This is a genomic window from Sphaerisporangium sp. B11E5 (genome assembly GCF_039871875.1).
Taxonomy (GTDB): domain Bacteria; phylum Actinomycetota; class Actinomycetes; order Streptosporangiales; family Streptosporangiaceae; genus Sphaerisporangium.
In genome coordinates this window covers 1-16,386 of record NZ_JBDPMD010000020.1, presented here as the reverse complement: position 1 = coordinate 16,386, position 16,386 = coordinate 1, and the positions used below count along the sequence as shown (strand labels likewise).

The 16,386-nt window shown below is 73.2% G+C and carries 20 protein-coding genes; 6 read left to right on the top strand and 14 right to left on the bottom strand.

What is annotated here, in order from left to right; all coding sequences use genetic code 11:
• Nucleotides 1-43: 43 nt before the first annotated feature.
• The 6 genes from ABGB17_RS19115 to ABGB17_RS19090 form a co-directional block, all read right to left on the bottom strand.
• On the bottom strand, nucleotides 44-367 hold the full coding sequence (locus ABGB17_RS19115; protein ID WP_347631331.1) for a multidrug efflux SMR transporter: 324 nt from the start codon (nucleotides 365-367) through the stop codon (nucleotides 44-46).
• A gap of 93 nt (nucleotides 368-460) precedes the next feature.
• Nucleotides 461-1,261, bottom strand: coding sequence for an ABC transporter permease (locus ABGB17_RS19110; protein ID WP_347631329.1), 801 nt, complete (start codon nucleotides 1,259-1,261; stop codon nucleotides 461-463).
• Between the two features lie 5 nt (nucleotides 1,262-1,266).
• Nucleotides 1,267-2,097: an ABC transporter permease gene (locus tag ABGB17_RS19105; protein ID WP_347631327.1), complete on the bottom strand. Its 831-nt coding sequence runs from the start codon at nucleotides 2,095-2,097 to the stop codon at nucleotides 1,267-1,269.
• Nucleotides 2,094-2,261 carry a hypothetical protein gene (locus ABGB17_RS19100; protein ID WP_347631325.1) on the bottom strand — a complete coding sequence of 56 codons (168 nt, stop codon included), beginning with the start codon at nucleotides 2,259-2,261 and terminating at the stop codon, nucleotides 2,094-2,096. The genes ABGB17_RS19105 and ABGB17_RS19100 overlap by 4 nt, the downstream gene beginning before the upstream one ends.
• Entirely contained in the window at nucleotides 2,261-3,190 is a 930-nt protein-coding gene (locus ABGB17_RS19095; protein ID WP_347631323.1) for an ABC transporter ATP-binding protein, read from the bottom strand. Before ABGB17_RS19095 ends, ABGB17_RS19100 begins: the two co-directional genes overlap by 1 nt.
• Before the next feature lie 65 nt (nucleotides 3,191-3,255).
• The gene (locus tag ABGB17_RS19090; RefSeq protein WP_347631321.1) at nucleotides 3,256-3,669 is read right to left on the bottom strand and encodes an organic hydroperoxide resistance protein; all 414 of its coding nucleotides are present in this window, start codon (nucleotides 3,667-3,669) and stop codon (nucleotides 3,256-3,258) included.
• A gap of 169 nt (nucleotides 3,670-3,838) precedes the next feature.
• Here ABGB17_RS19090 and ABGB17_RS19085 point away from each other — a divergent pair, with 169 nt between their 5' ends.
• The gene (locus tag ABGB17_RS19085; protein WP_347631319.1) at nucleotides 3,839-6,154 is read left to right on the top strand and encodes a phosphoketolase family protein; all 2,316 of its coding nucleotides are present in this window, start codon (nucleotides 3,839-3,841) and stop codon (nucleotides 6,152-6,154) included.
• A 34-nt stretch (nucleotides 6,155-6,188) separates the two neighbouring features.
• Here the strand turns inward: ABGB17_RS19085 and ABGB17_RS19080 are convergent, their stop codons facing one another.
• Complete coding sequence (locus tag ABGB17_RS19080) at nucleotides 6,189-6,749, bottom strand: ferritin-like domain-containing protein (protein WP_347631317.1); 561 nt, start codon at nucleotides 6,747-6,749, stop codon at nucleotides 6,189-6,191.
• Nucleotides 6,750-6,785: 36 nt separating this feature from the next.
• Nucleotides 6,786-7,367, bottom strand: a complete 582-nt coding sequence (locus ABGB17_RS19075; RefSeq protein WP_347631315.1) for a gluconokinase — start codon at nucleotides 7,365-7,367, stop codon at nucleotides 6,786-6,788.
• A gap of 158 nt (nucleotides 7,368-7,525) precedes the next feature.
• Here ABGB17_RS19075 and ABGB17_RS19070 point away from each other — a divergent pair, with 158 nt between their 5' ends.
• Nucleotides 7,526-8,320: a FadR/GntR family transcriptional regulator gene (locus ABGB17_RS19070; protein WP_347631313.1), complete on the top strand. Its 795-nt coding sequence runs from the start codon at nucleotides 7,526-7,528 to the stop codon at nucleotides 8,318-8,320.
• Between the two features lies 1 nt (nucleotide 8,321).
• On the opposite strand, the gene ABGB17_RS19065 is transcribed toward ABGB17_RS19070, so the two are convergent.
• Nucleotides 8,322-9,308: a carotenoid oxygenase family protein gene (locus ABGB17_RS19065; RefSeq protein WP_347631311.1), complete on the bottom strand. Its 987-nt coding sequence runs from the start codon at nucleotides 9,306-9,308 to the stop codon at nucleotides 8,322-8,324.
• 72 nt (nucleotides 9,309-9,380) lie between these two features.
• Between ABGB17_RS19065 and ABGB17_RS19060 the strand changes: the two genes are divergently transcribed.
• Nucleotides 9,381-10,037 (top strand): TetR/AcrR family transcriptional regulator, encoded by a 657-nt coding sequence (locus ABGB17_RS19060; RefSeq protein WP_347631309.1) that lies wholly within the window; start codon nucleotides 9,381-9,383, stop codon nucleotides 10,035-10,037.
• 88 nt (nucleotides 10,038-10,125) lie between these two features.
• Complete coding sequence (locus ABGB17_RS19055) at nucleotides 10,126-10,917, top strand: maleylpyruvate isomerase family mycothiol-dependent enzyme (protein WP_347631307.1); 792 nt, start codon at nucleotides 10,126-10,128, stop codon at nucleotides 10,915-10,917.
• 102 nt (nucleotides 10,918-11,019) lie between these two features.
• Here ABGB17_RS19055 and ABGB17_RS19050 read toward each other — a convergent pair whose 3' ends face one another.
• A complete protein-coding gene (locus tag ABGB17_RS19050) occupies nucleotides 11,020-11,232 on the bottom strand; it encodes a hypothetical protein (protein ID WP_347631305.1) in 213 nt (70 codons plus the stop codon).
• A gap of 157 nt (nucleotides 11,233-11,389) precedes the next feature.
• Between ABGB17_RS19050 and ABGB17_RS19045 the strand changes: the two genes are divergently transcribed.
• Both ABGB17_RS19045 and ABGB17_RS19040 read left to right on the top strand, forming a co-directional pair.
• Nucleotides 11,390-12,289: a DUF4436 family protein gene (locus tag ABGB17_RS19045; protein ID WP_347631303.1), complete on the top strand. Its 900-nt coding sequence runs from the start codon at nucleotides 11,390-11,392 to the stop codon at nucleotides 12,287-12,289.
• Between the two features lie 126 nt (nucleotides 12,290-12,415).
• The gene (locus ABGB17_RS19040) at nucleotides 12,416-12,607 is read left to right on the top strand and encodes a hypothetical protein (protein WP_347631301.1); all 192 of its coding nucleotides are present in this window, start codon (nucleotides 12,416-12,418) and stop codon (nucleotides 12,605-12,607) included.
• Nucleotides 12,608-12,652: 45 nt separating this feature from the next.
• On the opposite strand, the gene ABGB17_RS19035 is transcribed toward ABGB17_RS19040, so the two are convergent.
• The 4 genes from ABGB17_RS19035 to ABGB17_RS19020 form a co-directional block, all read right to left on the bottom strand.
• Entirely contained in the window at nucleotides 12,653-13,177 is a 525-nt protein-coding gene (locus ABGB17_RS19035) for a Tn3 family transposase (RefSeq protein WP_347631299.1), read from the bottom strand.
• A 27-nt stretch (nucleotides 13,178-13,204) separates the two neighbouring features.
• Complete coding sequence (locus ABGB17_RS19030) at nucleotides 13,205-14,158, bottom strand: diacylglycerol kinase family protein (RefSeq protein WP_347631297.1); 954 nt, start codon at nucleotides 14,156-14,158, stop codon at nucleotides 13,205-13,207.
• 193 nt (nucleotides 14,159-14,351) lie between these two features.
• Nucleotides 14,352-14,789, bottom strand: a complete 438-nt coding sequence (locus ABGB17_RS19025) for a CBS domain-containing protein (RefSeq protein ID WP_347631295.1) — start codon at nucleotides 14,787-14,789, stop codon at nucleotides 14,352-14,354.
• Nucleotides 14,790-15,052: 263 nt separating this feature from the next.
• Nucleotides 15,053-16,386: FAD-binding oxidoreductase (locus tag ABGB17_RS19020; protein ID WP_347631293.1), on the bottom strand; the 1,334-nt coding region annotated here is incomplete at its 5' end.

Below are 16,386 nucleotides of genomic sequence, written 5' to 3'. Positions count from 1 at the left end.
TGCCTTCCGGTCCGAGCCCCGGCTTGCGGGGGCCGGCGGGGTGTCAGTGGGCTCCCGCCAGGTTGAGCAGGACGACGCCGGTGATGATCAGCAGGATGCCGGAGACCTTGGCCAGGGTCAGGCTCTCACCGAGGAACAGGGCGCCGATGACGGCGATGGCGGCGGTGCCGACACCGGCCCACACGGCGTAGGCGACGCCGACCTCCATCTTCATCTTCAGCACCTGGGCGAGCAGGGCGAACGAGGCGATGTAGCCCAGTGCCACCGCCACCGACCAGCCTTTGTGGGTGAATCCGTCGCTCAGTTTCAGCGCGGTGGTGGCGAGCACCTCGCAGGCGATCGCGGCCGCGAGCAGTAACCACGCCATCGGAACCGGCCCTTTCGTCCCCGACCGGCTGGGGGCGCCGGTACGCCGCCCGACTCTAGCGCCCCACCGGCATCGCGATCGTGCCGGTCCCCCTCAGACGAGGAGTTTGCTGCGCAGCCGGGCGGCGGCGAACGCGAGCCCGGCGGCGGTGAGCGCCAGCAGGTAGGCGGCGTGGCCGAGGGACCCCCAGCCGGGGACGCCCAGGCACAGGTCGCGCACCAGTTCCACCGCGTGGTACAGCGGGGTCGCCTGGATCACCACCTGGACGGCGGCCGGGTAGTCCTGCACGGGGGCGAAGGTGCCCGAGAACAGGAACAGGGCGAACTGGGTGACGTTCATCACGTCGAAGTCCTGCCAGCCGCGCATCAGGGTGCTGACCGCCATGCCGGCGGCGCCGAACGCCAGCCCCACCAGCATGGTGACGGGGAACGCGGCCAGCGCCCACAGCGGGGAGGTGAGGCCGAACGCCACCATCAGCACCAGGAACGCCCCGGTGTACACCGAGCCGCGGATCATCGCCCAGCCGAGCTCGCCGACCGCGATCTCGATCGGGCTGACGGGGGTGGCGAGCACCGCCTCGAACGTCTTCTGGTACTTCATCTTGAAGAAAAAGTTGATCGTGGTCTCGGCCAGGGCGCCGTTCATGGCGGACACCGCGAGCATCGCGGGGGCGACGAACGCGGCGTACGGCAGGGTGCGGCCGTCCACGCTGAGCCCGCCGACCAGGGCGCCGACGCCGACGCCGATGGACAGCAGGTACAGCAGCGGCTCGCAGAACCCCGACAGCAGGATCAGCCAGTAGTGGGGGCCCGAGCGCATCACGCCGACGTTGCGGTTGATCACGGCGCCGACCCGGGACGGGGACAGGCGGGCGGCGATGATCGTGGTCACCATGGCGATCAGTCCTGGAGGCGGTTGCGGAAGGCGCGCAGCGCCCAGACGGCACCGGCGGCGGTCACCGCCAGCAGGTAGGCCACGTGCGCGGCGACCGGCCAGTGCGGCGCGGCGCCGAGGGTGGCGGCGCGTTGCAGCTCCACCCCGTGCCACAGCGGCGACAGGTACGCGATCGGCCGGGCCGCGGCGGGCAGCTGGTCCACGGGGAAGAACACCCCGCCGAACAGCATGGCGGGCACCACGCCGAACCGGAACAGCAGCACGAAGTAGCTGTCGTGGGTGACGGTGGCGGCGAACCCGGTGGTGGGTGCCGCCGCGGCCAGTCCCAGCAGCCCGCACACCAGCGGCGTGACCAGCGCCCAGGGGGAGCGCAGCGCCCCGAACAGCGCGGTGACGGCGAGCACGATCAGCACCGAGGAGACCACGCGCAGCAGGACGAACAGCAGCCACCCGGTGACGATGTCGGCGATCCGCACCGGGGTGGCGCGCATGGCGTGGTAGGCCCGCACCCATTTGAAGTCGCCGAGCACCGGCCAGGTGGACTCGCCGATGGCGACCTGGAAGGCGGTGGAGGCCAGCACGCCCGGCACGATCCACGCCAGGTAGTCGACTCCCTCCACCTGCCCGATGTGGCCGCCGACGCCGAGCCCGAACCCCAGCAGGATCATCAGCGGCATCAGGATCGAGGAGGCCGCCGACGCCCGCCACAGCCTGCGGTGCAGGGTCAGGTAGCGCTCCAGCACGGCCACGGTGGACACCCAGCTCACCCCGTGCTCCCCGGTGATCCGGGCGCCCTCACCGGGTCCCGCGCCGGGCCGGGCCGCTGTGGTGGTCATCGTTCACCCCCGGCGCCGGTCGTGGTGGTCGCTCCCGCGCCTGCGGGGACGGCCGCGGTCAGGGGTGCCGTGGTCCCCTGCCCGCTCCGGCGCGGGGAGGCGGGGCGGGTGGTCGTGGTCGCCGCGGCACGCGCGGCGTGGACGGCGGGGCGGGTGGCGGCCATCAGTCGACCAGGGTGCGGCCGGTGATGTGCAGGAACACGTCCTCCAGGGTGGAGCGGCGGACCAGGACGCTGGTGGGGGACAGGCCGCGGCGGTGGACCTCGGTGACGGCGGCGTCGCCGTCGGGGGCGTAGACCAGGACGCGGTCGGGGAGGGGGTCGACGCGTTCCCCGATGCCGGTGAGTTTGCCGGCGACGTCGGCGGGGCGCTGGTCGCCGAAGCGCAGTTCCACCACCTCGGGGGTGGAGTAGTTCTCGATGAGCGCGCGGGGTGAGCCTTCGGCGACGATGCGGCCGCCGTCCATGACGACCAGGCGGTCGCACAGTTGCTCGGCCTCGTCCATGTAGTGGGTGGTGAGGACCAGGGTGGTGCCGCGGCGTTTGAGCTGGAACAGCCGTTCCCACAGCAGGTGCCGGGCCTGGGGGTCCAGGCCGGTGGTGGGTTCGTCCAGCAGCACCAGGTCGGGCTCGTTGATGAGCGCGCGGGCGATGGTGAGGCGGCGTTTCATGCCGCCCGACAAGGGCTCGACGGTGCTGGCGGCGCGGTCGGCGAGCTGGACGAACTCCAGCATCTGGTCGGCGCGGCGCCGTGCCTCGGCCCGCGGGATGCCGAAGTAGCGGGCGTAGGTGGTGAGGTTCTCGCGCACGTTGAGGTCGGGGTCGAGGTTGTCGAGCTGGGGGCACACCCCGAGCCTGGCCCGGATGCGGGGGCCGTCGCCGACGGGGTCCATGCCGAGGATGCGCAGCTCGCCGGCGGTGGGGATGGACACGCACCCGATCATGCGCATGGTGGACGACTTGCCCGCGCCGTTGGGCCCGAGGAACCCGAACGCCTCCCCCGGCGCCACGTCCAGATCGATGCCGTCCACCGCGGTGAAGGCGCCGAACCGTTTGACCAGTCCCCGTGCGTGGATGAGCGACCCCGTCGACATGGGGCGACCCTAGCGGCGCCCACCGACGATCCCGCAACAGGTTTTCGGCCCCGGCGCAGCGGCGGTCACTCGACGACCAGCTCCACGGGGATGTTGCCGCGGGTGGCGTTGGAGTAGGGGCACACCTGGTGTGCGGCCTCCACCAGGGCGTTCCCCTGGTCGCCGTGCAGTTCGTCGGGCAGCTCGACGCGCAGGGTGACCTGGAGGCCGAAACGGCCGCCGGCGGCGCCGGCCAGGCCCACCTCGGCGGTGACCGAGGCGTGCGAGACGTCGATCTTGCGGTGGCGGGCGACCAGGGACAGGGCGCTGGCGAAGCAGGCGGCGTATCCGGCGGCGAAAAGCTGCTCGGGGTTGGTGCCCTTGCCGTCGCCGCCGAGCTCGGCCGGCGGGGCCAGGGTGAGGTCCAGCAGCCCGTCGGAGGAGACGGCGCGGCCCTCACGGCCCGAGGCGGTGACGATGGCGGTGTACAGCGCTGACATAGGGGTCACTCCTCACACCGGGCGAACAAACCGAACGATGTTCGGTCATAGGCGTCCAATGTAGCCGCCTCCCGGGAGGCGGCCCGCGGCCGGGGCGGGACCAAGGAGGGACCGGCGGCGGGACGAAGGTCCCTGGAATAACCTCCTGAGGACGGGAACGCTCTGAGGTATGAGCGAGCTGGAGCATGTCGACGCCTATTGGCGGGCCGCCAACTACCTGTCCGTCGGCCAGATCTACCTGCTGGACAACCCGCTGCTGCGCGAACCGCTGCGGCCCGAGCACGTCAAGCCGCGCCTGCTCGGGCACTGGGGCACCAGCCCCGGCCTGAACTTCTGCCTGGCGCACCTGAACCGGATCATCCGGGAACGCGACCAGGACATGATCTACATCATGGGCCCAGGGCACGGCGGCCCGGCCGCGGTGGCGCACGCCTGGCTGGAGGGCACCTATTCGGAGGTGTACCCGTACGTGTCGCAGGACGAGGCGGGCATGCGGCGGCTGTTCCGCCAGTTCTCCTTCCCCGGCGGCATCCCGAGCCACGTCGCGCCGGAGACCCCCGGCTCCATCCACGAGGGCGGCGAGCTCGGCTACTCCCTGGCCCACGCCTACGGCGCCGCGGCCGACAACCCGGGCCTGGTGGTGGCGTGCGTGGTGGGCGACGGGGAGGCCGAGACCGGGCCGCTGGCCACCAGCTGGCACGCCAACAAGTTCGTCGACCCGGCCCGCGACGGCGCGGTGCTGCCCATCCTGCACCTGAACGGCTACAAGATCGCCGCCCCGACCGTGCTGGCCCGCATCCCCGAGCGCGACCTGCTGCGGCTGATGGAGGGCTACGGGCACCGCCCGCACCTGGTGGCCGGCGACGACCCCGCCGAGGTGCACCAGATGATGGCCGCCACCCTGGACACCGTGTTCGACCAGATCGCCGAGATCAAGGCCGGCGCCCGCGACCCCTGGCCCATGATCGTGCTGCGCACCCCCAAGGGCTGGACCGGGCCCCGCGAGGTGGACGGCCTGCCGGTGGAGGGCACCTGGCGCGCCCACCAGGTCCCCCTGTCCAGGGTGCGCGACGACCCCGCGCACCTGGACCAGCTGGAACGCTGGATGCGCTCCTACCGCCCCGAGGAGCTGTTCACCGCCGCCGGCGCCCCCACCGGGCAGGTCCGCGCGGCCGCCCCGCGGGGACAGCGGCGGATGAGCGCCAACCCGCACGCCAACGGCGGGGAGCTGCTGCGCCCGCTGGCCCTGCCCGACTTCACCGGCTACGCCGCCGAGGTGAAGGCCCCCGCGGCCGCCACCACCGAGCCGACCCGCGTCCTCGGCCGTTTCCTGCGTGACGTGATGGCCGCCAACCCCTCCGACTTCCGCATCATGGGGCCGGACGAGACCGAGTCCAACCGGCTGTCGGCGGTGTTCGAGACCACCTCCCGCACGTGGGGCGCCAAGATCGAGCCCACCGACGTGAACCTCGCCCCCGACGGCCGGGTGATGGAGGTGCTCAGCGAGCACCTGTGCCAGGGCTGGCTGGAGGGCTACCTGCTCACCGGCCGCCACGGGCTGCTCAACTCCTACGAGGCGTTCATCCACATCGTCGACTCGATGTTCAACCAGCACGCCAAATGGCTGGAGACCACCCGCAAGATCCCCTGGCGCCGCCCGGTGGCGTCGCTGAACTACCTGCTCAGCTCCCACGTGTGGCGGCAGGACCACAACGGCTTCACCCACCAGGACCCCGGGTTCCTCGACGTGGTGATGAACAAGAAGGCCACCGTGGTGCGGGTCTACCTGCCGCCCGACACCAACACCCTGCTGTCGGTGGCCGACCACTGCCTGCGCTCACGCGACTACGTCAACGTCGTGGTGGCCGGCAAGCAGCCGGTGCTGGATCTGATGACCATGGACGAGGCGGTGGTGCACTGCACCCGGGGCCTGGGCATCCTGCCGTGGGCCTCCACCGACCAGGGCGCCGAGCCGGACGTGGTGCTGGCCTGCGCCGGGGACGTGCCCACCCTGGAGACCCTCGCCGCGGCCGACCTGCTGCGCCGCCACATCCCGGACCTGAAGGTCCGCGTGGTCAACGTGGTGGACCTGATGCGGCTGCAGCCGGAGGCCGAGCACCCCCACGGGCTCTCCGACCAGGCCTACGACGCCCTGTTCACCACCGGCAGGCCCTGCGTGTTCAACTTCCACGGCTACCCGTGGCTCATCCACCGCCTCACCTACCGCCGCCACGGCCACCACAACCTGCACGTGCGCGGGTACATCGAGGAGGGCACCACCACCACGCCGTTCGACATGTGCATGATGAACAACATCGACCGGTTCCACCTGGTGATGGACGTCATCGACCGTGTCCCCGGCCTGGGGGAGTCCCACGCCCACCTGCGCCAGCAGATGGTCGACGAGCGGCTGCGCGCCCGCGCCTACACCCGCCGCCACGGCGAGGACCCGCCGGAGATCCGGGACTGGACCTGGCCGCACTAGGGACGGCCCGCGGCCGGCGGCGTGCCGTGCCCGCTCAGGCGGGCCCGGCGGCGTCGGCGCGGTGGCGGGGCAGGCGTTGCAGCAGGTCGGCCAGGTCGTCGGCGTGGTCCTCCTCGTCGGCGAGCAGTTGCTCGAACACCCGCCGGGTGATGGGGTCGCCGTCGCCCAGCCACTGGGCGATCTCGGTGTAGGAGGCGATGGCGACCCGTTCGGCCACCAGGTCCTCGCGGATCATCTCGACCAGGTCCTGGCCGGCGTCGCAGCGGATGTGGGCCCGGGTGCTGAGCCGGGCGGGGTCGAAGTCGGGCTGGCCGCCGAGCTGGGCGATGCGGTCGGCCAGCATGTCGGCGTGCCGCTGCTCGTCGGTGGCGTGTTCCAGGAACTCCCGGGCCACCGGCCCGGCGTGGACGCCGCCGGCGGTGTAGTAGTGGCGTTTGTACCGCAGCACGCAGACGATCTCGGTGGCCAGGGCCTCGTTGCACACCTGGACGACCCGCGGCAGGTCGGCGCCGGCGGCCTCGGTGACCGGGCCCTTGTCGATCTCCTCGCGTGCCCGGTCGCGCAGCGTCTGGATGTCGGTGAGAAACTCCGCCATGTCGTGCCTGTACCCTGCCCAGACCGACAAAACGCACTATTTATCCGGTTTGTCGGTTTCGTTGGGCGGGGTGGTCCCCGTCGCCGCCAGGTAGTCCTCCACCAGCCGGTCCACCTGGCGGGAGAAGTCCAGCACCACCCCGTTCTCGTCCGGCCCGAGCGGCTCCAGCGCCGCGTACTGGGAGTCCACCAGCGACGCCGGCATGAAGTGGCCGGTCCGCCCGGTCACCCGCCGCCGCACCACCTCCCGGTCGCCGTGCAGGTGCACGAAGAACGCCGCCGGCGCCGCCTCGCGCAGCACGTCGCGGTAGCCGCGCCGCAGCGCCGAGCAGCTCACCACCCCGCCCTCACCCGCCCGCCCGGCCAGCCACGCCCCCACCCGCCGCAGCCACGGCAGCCGGTCGGCGTCCTGCAGGGGGATCCCGGCCGTCATCTTGGCGACGTTCCCGGGGCTGTGGAAGTCGTCGGCGTCGGCGAACGGCACGCCGAGCCTGGCGGCGAGGGCGCGCCCCACGGTCGTCTTGCCCGACCCCGACACGCCCATCACCACAAGCAGCGGGACAGCGGAGGTTTCGGCACCGGGGGCGCGGGCAGCGGGCGGAGGGTCGGCGGTGGTCATCGGCGGCCTCACGGTCGGGGACGGGGCGGCGGTGTCGGGGGGCGCCCGGCGACAGAGTGGCACAATTCATCTGGCATAATCAAGTATGAAGTGCTAAAAGTCGTATTTATAAGGCGTGTGGCTGGCTTTGCATCCATATCGTGGGAGGATCAGCGACCGTGGGGGGCAATGACCAGACCATTCCGGCGACCCCGGCACCGGCTCCGGCATCCGGTTCGGGCCTGCACGGGGACGTGCTCGACGGTCTGGGCACCCTGATCACCTCAGGCGTGCTGCCCACCGGGGCCGTGCTGCGCGGCGAGCAGATGGAACGCCGTTTCGGGGTGTCGCGCTCGGTGATCCGCGAGGCCATCCGCGTCCTTGAGTCGATGGGCCTGGTGACCAGCCGCCGCCGCGTCGGGGTGACCGTCGCCCCGCGCACCGCCTGGAACCTGTTCGACCCGCACGTCATCCGCTGGCGCCTGGCCGGCGCCGACCGCGACGCCCTGCTGCGTTCCCTGGGGGACCTGCGCCGCGGCGTGGAACCGGTGGCCGCCGCGCTGGCCGCCGGGAACGCCACCCCCGCGCAGTGCGGGGTGCTCACCGGGGCCGTCATGCGCATGGCCGTGCACGGCCGCGCCGGGGAGCTGCGCGACTACCTGCAGGCCGACATCCTGTTCCACCGCACCCTGCTGGAGGCCTCCGGCAACGAGATGCTGCGCGCCCTCACCGACGTGGTCACCGAGGTGCTGCGCGGCCGCACCCAGCACGGCCTGATGCCGCGCCTGCCCGAGGGCGCCGCCATCCGCCGCCACGCCGACGTCGCCGAGGCCGTGCAGTCGGGTGACGCCGAGGCCGCCGAGCGCGCCATGCGCGACATCGTCGACGAGGCCACCACCGCCATGCTCACCGAGGCCCAGCCGCTGCCCGGGCCGTCCCCCCAGCAGCACCGCCGCCAGGCCGGCGCCGGCTGACTCACCGCCGGCGGCCGCCGGCGGGGACCCACAGGACGCGGCCGGCGGGCGGGGGCAGGAACGGCAGCGTGATCACCGCCTCGGGGTGCCCGGCGGGGTCCAGGGCGTCCAGCACCAGCACCGCGGCCCGGCGCCGCGCGTGGTCGCGCACCGGGACCAGCAGCCGCCCGTCGCCCTCGGCGCGGCCGCGCGGCACGAACACCGGCTCCTCGGCGCCCCACCCGGGCGCCAGGGCCCGCCGCCGCCGGGTCCCGGCGGCCAGGTCGCAGGTGAGCACCGCGCCGCCGCCGGCGTCGCGCCCGAACAGCATCTGGTGCCGGCGCCCCGCCACCCGCGGGTCCACCGCCGCCACCGCCGGCGCGCCGTCCACCGGCGGGCCGGCGGCCGGCGCGCCGCCGGGGTCCAGGGTCCAGCGGCGCGTGCCGGTGGCGGCGGTGACGTCCAGGACGACGCGGCCGCCGTCGTCGAAGGCGTTCACCGCCCGCGTGAACGGCTCGACGTCCAACCACCGCGGCGCGCCGCCGCCGCGAGGGAGCAGCCCGGCCCGGGCGGGGCGGCCGTGCGGGCGGTAGGGGAGGGGGTCGCCCATCAGGTCGGCGGCCCGGCTGTAGGCGACCGGCGGGTCGTACAGCACCGTGAACCGCCCCGTGCGCGCCACCACCCGCACCCCCGCCGCAGGCTCGGCCGCCGGGAGGTCCCAGGGAAGGTCGGCCAGGGTGAGACGGCGGGCCACGCCCCCCGCCACCCGGATCCCGCACACCAGCGGCCGCCCGCCCCGCCCCGGCACGCCGATCCGCACCAGCGCCCCGTCCAGCTCGCCGGGGATCACCCCCTGGACGCCGAACGCCCCGTCGCCCGCCACCGCGGACGCCGGGGCCAGGTGGTCGGCGCCGGCCTCGCCGTTCCCGGTGCCCGCCGGGGCGTGGTGCCCGCCGCCGGGGCGGGGGGGTGCGGGTGCCCACGGGTGGGCGTGCTCGGTGACGGCCATCGGGGCACCTCCGGGTGCTGGTTGCATAACGCTGTTATGTCAAACATAACGGTGTTATGCCATACTCGTCAAGTGAGCCCACGACGATCCGATCCGCGCACCGGCCCCGCGCTGGTGGACATCGCCGCGCGCCTGCTGGCCGACGAAGGCCCGCAGGCGCTGTCGGCCCGGCGCCTGGCCACCGAGGCGGGCAGCTCCACGATGGCCGTGTACACCAACTTCGGCGGCATGAGCGGCCTGGTGCGCGCGATGGTCTACGAGGGGTTCGCCCGCCTGCAGGACCACTTCTCCAAGGTCGCCGAGACCGCCGACCCGGTGTGCGACATGGTGCTGCTGGGCCGCGCCTACCGGCACAACGCCCTCACCAACCCCCACCTGTACGCCGTCATGTTCGGCGGCGCGTCCCTGGCCGGGTTCTCCCTGTCCGCCGAGGACCGCCAGTACGGCCGCTACACCCTCGGCACCGTCGTGGCGTGCGCCACCCGCTGCCTGCGGGCCGGCCGGTTCGGCGTCGGCGACGCCGAACTGATCGCCCACCAGCTGTGGACCGCCGTGCACGGCCTGGTCACCCTGGAGCTGGGGGAGTACCTCATCGAGCCCTGCGACGCCGGCCGCGTCTTCGAGGCCCAGCTCGTGGCCCTCATGGTGGGCGCCGGCGACACCCTGCAGGCCGCCACCCGCTCGGTCGCCGCCTCCCGCACCCGCCTGGACACCGAGGTCCGCGCCTGACCCCGGGCCCGGTGGCGTGCCGGACCGGGATGATTCCCGGGGCCGGTGACGTTCGGCGTCAGCGGGACCACCGGAGAAAGAGGACCAGATGAGCGAGCAGGCGGACCGTGCCATCAAGGCGCTGCGGTCGGGGCTGGACGAGCTGGCCGCGCTGGTGCGCGGCTTCACCGAGCAGGACCTGGCGCGGCCCTCGGGCGCGTCGGAGTGGGACGTCTCCCAGGTGCTCAGCCACCTGGGTTCCGGCGCCGAGATCAGCCTCGCGGCGCTGCAGGGCGCCCTGGACGGCACCGGCTCCCCGCCGGGGGACACCATCAGGGGCGTGTGGGCCCGCTGGGACTCCATGTCGCGTGCCGGCCGCGCCGAGGCGTTCGCCGCCGCCAACGAGGCCCTGGTCCGCCGGTTCGAGGACCTGGACCCCCACCAGCGGCAGGACCTGCGGGTGGCGCTGTGGTGGCCGGCGCCGCCGCCGGACGTCGCGGGGTTCGCCGCGATGCGGCTCGGCGAGTTCACCCACCACACCTGGGACGTCAAGGCCGCCGTCGAGCCCGCCCCGGCCCTGGCCCCCGAGGCGGTCGGCCTGCTGCTCGACACCGCGGGCGCCCTGATCGGGTTCGCCGCCAAGCCCGGGGCCCTGGACGGCCGCCACACCGTGGTCGCGGTCCGCACCACCGCCCCCGAGCGTCACTTCGGCCTGGAGATCAACGACGCCGTCACCCTCACCGGCGCCCCCGCCGCGCCGGACGCCACCCTGGAGGCACCCGCCGAGTGGTGGCTGCGCCTGGTCTCCGGCCGCCACGCCCCCCGCCACACCCCGGCCGGCGTGAAGGTCACCGGCGCCGTCACCCTGGACGACCTGCGCCGCGTCTTCCCCGGTTTCTGACCCGCCCCGGCCGGCCCTGGTCACGCCGCGGGTGTCCTGCGCGACGGCCGCCCGCGGCGATGCCGGCCTCCCGTTCCGCCGACGCCGGCGGAGGCACGGGCGTCAGCGCGGGATCAGTTCTCGCGTCAGGCCGTGCAGGCGCAGCACGTCCTGCCTGTCGAACGCGCGGCCGCCCGGCGGCAGCCGGCGCTTTCGCCAGTGGGCGGTGAAAGGCTCGGCCGGCGGCACGGTGCGCACGCTGCCGCCCTTGCCGCAGATGCGCATGTGCTCGTCGTCCAACCGCAGGTCAAGGTCTTCGACCTTGGGCGACTGCATCTGCAGCCCCGAACGGCCTGGCGCCGAGCAGGTCGGTCAGGCACGCCGCCCACGCCTGGGCTACCGGCCACTGCGGGTCAGCGATCCCTCTTTGACAGGATGAGTCGTTTCTCACGCGCGGGCGAGCATGACGGCCAGCGCCGCTATGGTGACCGCCATGCGATGGGCCCTCAATGTGGTGATCCTCGGAGTCGTTGTCGTGGCCGTCTGGTCAGCCTTCCCTGTCAAGGATGCCGGCCTGATCGGCATGAGTTGCCGGGAACTCGCTATATGCGACGCTCAGATCCACCTGATAATTCGCGAAGTGGACCTGCGGTCGAAACAGATGACGGTGGGCGGCCGCATCTACCTGGCGTGGGGAGTGGCCGATGTGGACGACGGTGCCGTCGCCACCATGATTGTTCAGGGGCGGGACGACCTTCGGACCAGCGCCAATTCGGTCGAAATGAAGTTGCCCATCCCCCGAGAGGTGCAGGAACGGGACGGTGAGCTCGGACTGCCGACGTTCAAGGTGCCGCTTATGGGCACCATGAACAATTACCCGAACGATCGTTACACGGCGTTATTCCAGGTGAACCTCTCCATTTCTCGAGGGATCACACTACATCCCCATGAGAACAGGAGTGAGGAGGGCCGATTGGTCCACGCCATCTCCTCGGTGCGACTGGACGGCAACCTCGGCGACTGGTCGCTGCCGTCGGTGGGCACCGCCAACAAAGGCAGTTTCACCGGAGGAACGCTGCGGCACCTACAAGTCGATCTTGCCCGTTCCCCGAAGACCCTCACGTTCATCTACAGCGTATTGCTCACGCCCATGCTGCTCGTCGTCGCGCTCCTGATGTGGCGTCGGCGCTCCGACAACACCAGCCCGCTGGAGCTGGCGGCGGCGCTGCTCGCGGTCGTGACGCTGCGACAAGTGCTCGTGCCTCAGGACATCTCCGGCTTCACCCTGCTTGACAAAGTGCTCGGGATCGAGGTGGCAATCATCGCCGCGGCCACGATCTTCACTCACACCCGCCCTTCACGAAGCTCCTCGCAGAGTACGAACTCGCCGTGACCTGGGAGGCACGGGAGGAAACGGGGCCCAGTCGGTCGAGCCAGGCCGTGGCGGGGAGGCAGTCACAGTGCATCCGAACTTCGCCCGCGCCCCCACCGCCTGCCCGGGTCCGGGTACGCACCAGCCATGAGCAAGCACACACCGATGGACAAGGACGCTGCCGCCCGGATCCGATCCGCGGCGGCCAAGAACCCCGACAGCGACACCGCAGAAGACGACTTCGACCGCCGGGCCCAATCCGCAGCCGACAAGAACGAGGCCCGCGACGACGACGACAACCGCCGAACGGCTGGCCCAGCAGCTCCACCGTCCGGGTGAGAGTGCCGGTGCCGGCCGGCGGAGGGGCACCGGACCCCATCGTGGTCAGTCCTGTTCGTCGTCTCCGGCTCTCGCATCGCGCAGCGGCCGCAGGTTCCCCGGCGCTTGCGGGCGGGTGAACGGGTAGCTGCCGTGGAAGTTGATGTGCTCCCAGATCAACGGGGACAGCCGGGCCCGGATCTCCGGGCCGGTCGACAGTTGCCCGTCCGCCTGCAGAGCTTTCACGGCGGCGTCGATGTAGAGGCTGTTCCAGTAGATGATCGCGTTGAGACCCAGGCCAAGCGCGCCGAGCTCGTCTTCCATGCCCTTGGCATAGCCCTGGCGCAGCTGGCCGAGGTTGCCGAAGAAGACGCGCCGGGCCAGGCCGTTGCGGCCCTCGCCGATGTTGAGCTGGGCACCCGTCATCCGCCGGCAGTCCTCCAGGTGGGCCACATGCAGCAGGTGCATCGACTTGAAGATGCGGCCGTAGCGCGCGAACGCCGCCCCCAGCCCGGTCAGGCGGCCATCGGCCGACAGCATCCGCACCAGGTCGTAGGCGCGCACCTGGTTCGCCTCCAGCGACCCGGCCACATGCAGCACCCCTCGGCCCTGAACGCCTCACGTGGTCATGTCAGGGACACCTGGAACGCCGGCGCGGTCAACCGGCCACTGGTTCCCCGTCGCGGTGGACGCGGGGACGGTGATCCGCCAGGCCGCCGGGGTGACCGTCCAGGTGCGATGGGTGACCGGGCCGGTCAGCTCGCCGTCGGCGTTCACGTCCATCTGCGGGCCCCGCACCGTGACGCGGGTCCCGCGCAGTGTCACCACCGTGTCCTGGCGGCCGTGCCGGCCCAGGCGCAGCAGTACCGCGTACACCAGGCGCCGCAGGGGGCCGGTGGAGAACGACACCACCACGTCGGCCAGGCCGTCGTCCGGCCGGGCCCGTGGGGTCAGCGGGGTGCCGCCGCCGATGCTGGTGCCGTTGCCGACCCCCACCATCAAGACGCGGCGCCGCCCGTCGGCCACCACCGTCCCGTCCACCTCGACCCGCACCGGCCGGCCCCGCGCCCCGAGGCCGGCGGCCAGGGCCCCGGCCGGGTAGGCCAGCCGCCGCAGCACCGGTTTGAGCGCCGACGCCGCCCGGCTCGCCGTCACCCCCGCCCCCAGGTGCACCGCGTTCACCACGACCCCGCCCTCGTCGTCGAACAGCAGGTCCATGTGCCGCTCCACCCCGCCGGCCACCACCCGCGCCGCCTGCTCGGGGTCCAGCGGGATGCCGAGCCCCCGCGCCATGTCGTTGCCCGTGCCGAGCGGCACCAGCCCCACCGTGCGGGTCTTCAGCTCGCCCCGCGCCGACAGCGCCGCCACCACCGCGTGCAGCGTGCCGTCCCCGCCCACCGCCACCGGGTCGCGCCCCGGGTGCTCGGCCAGCACCCGCGCCAGCCCGTCGGGCCCGTCCGCCTCGGCCTCCACCGCGTCGGTGTACTCCTTCAGCACCGCCATGACCCGCCGATGCGCCTCGTCGTCCACCCCGCCCGCCGAGGGATTCCTCAGCACCAGCACCCGCCGCATCACACACTCCCCACCCTCCGCCGTCACACCCCCTCCCGGTCTACCCGGCACCGCCCGCCGAAACGTCCCGCCCCGGCACCGGCGCGCAGCCGCCGCCCTGGTGAGGCGGCGGATCGCCGGCGCGCCGGGCCGGCCCGGGAGGGCAGGGGGAGGCGGCCCCGGTGGCGGGCGCCGGGGCCGCGGTCCCCGTGGGTCAGGCGCCGGCGTAGACGCGGTGGACGAACTCGGCCAGTTCCTCGTCGGGCAGTTCCCTGGCCAGGTCGGCTTCGCTGATCATGCCGACGAGGCGGTGGTGGTCGATGACGGGCACGCGCTTGATCTGGTGGCGCGCCATCACGTCCAGGGCCTCCTCGACACTGCACTCGGCGTCCACCCACACCAGGCCGCCCTCGGCGAGCTGCCCGGCGGTGGTGCGGTCCAGGTCGCCGTTCTCGGCGCAGCATTTGATGACGATGTCTCGGTCGGTGATGATGCCCTTGAGCCGGTCGTCCTCGCCGCAGATCGGCAGCGCTCCGACCGACAGGTCGCGCATCATCTGCGCGGCCGCCCGCAGGCTGTCGTGCTCACCGATGCACTGCGCGCCCTCGTGCATGAGGTCCTTGGCCGTCCTGCCGGTTCCATGTGTGGTCATCGGTGCCCCCGGATGGTGCGACGAACTCCTACATGCCGGTTATGCCCAAGAAACTCCACTAATCAGCGCTTATATGGACTGTTGGGGGGTTGTTGTGCCGCGTGTTGCCGGAACCCGGGGGAGCAGGCACAGCTCGCGGCCCCCCACGGGGCACGCTCCGCGCCGTGGCCGCGAAGACCCGTCCCGGACCACCAAGGGCCGCCGCGGCCCGCTCCGCGACGGCCCGGCCTCACACACACCCCCGGTCCCCGCCCCGGCCAGGTTCACGCGGTCGCCGCCACCGGCCCCGCCGACCGGGCGCCCGCCGGGGGGATGTTGAGGTTCCCGCGGAACACGTTGCCCGGGTCCCACGCCCGCTTGACCTCACGCAGCAGCCGCCAGTCCGCCGCGGTGTACGCCGACGCGGTGCGCGCCGGGTCGGACAGGAAATTCAGGAACGACCCCCCGGTCACGTGCGGACGCACCGCCGCCACCAGCTCGGGCACCCGCTCGTCCAGCGTCACCGACAACACGGCCGACCGGTGCCCCACCGGGCCCGCGCCCGGCCCCGGACGCGCCATCGCGCCACCCCAGTGCCGCACCTCCACCGCCGACAGCGGCGAATCCTCCTCCACCGCCCCGGCCAGCACACCGATCAGCGTGTCCGGCAGGTCACGGGCGAACTCCACATGCGCCGACCGGGTGCCGCCCATCGCCGCCTCCGCGTACGGCACCCGCGCCAGGCCGTCGTGCAGCACCGGCCCGCCCGCCGCCCGCAACGGCCGCAGCACCCGCTCGGCCCGCGCCGCGCCGCCCGACGACAGCACCTTCAGCACCACGGCCCGCCGGCCCCGCACCGCCGCCGGGACGTCCGCCGAGTCCGGCAGCCGCCGCACCAGCACCGCCGTGCTCAGCCAGCCCGGCGCCGACCGCGTCCACTCCCGGTAACACGCCAGCACCTCACCGGCCCGCTCGGCCGCGAAGTACACCGCCCCCGCGTACACCCGCCGCACCGGGAACAACCGCAACTCCAGCGACGTCACCACCCCGAAGTTCCCCCCGCCGCCCCGCAGCGCCCAGAACAGGTCCGCGTGCCGCCCCGCGTCCACCGTCACCGGCCGCCCCCCGGCGGTCACCACCTCGGCCCGCACCACGCTGTCGGCGGCGAACCCGAACCGCCTGGCCAGCCATCCCACCCCGCCACCCAGCGTGAACCCCGTCACCCCCACATCGGGGGAGGACCCCGACAGCGGCGCCAGACCGTGTGCCGCGGCCGCCTCCACCACCCGCCCCCAGCACGCCCCCGGCCCGACCCGCACCACCCGGGCCCGCGCGTCCACCTCCACCGCGTCCATCGCCGCGGTCCGCACCAGCACCCCGCCGTCACACGGCACATGCGTGCCGTGCCCGGTCGCCTGCACCGCCAGCGGCACCCCCGCACCGGCCGCCGCCTCCACCGCCACCCGCACATCCTGCGCCGTACGGGCCTCCACCACCGCCGCGGGCCACGGATCGATCGTGTCGAACAACGGCCGCCGCGCCACGTCGTACCCCGCGTCCCCGGGCAGGTGCACCGCACCCTCCACCCGGCCCCGCAACCGCCCGCCCACCCCCGCAC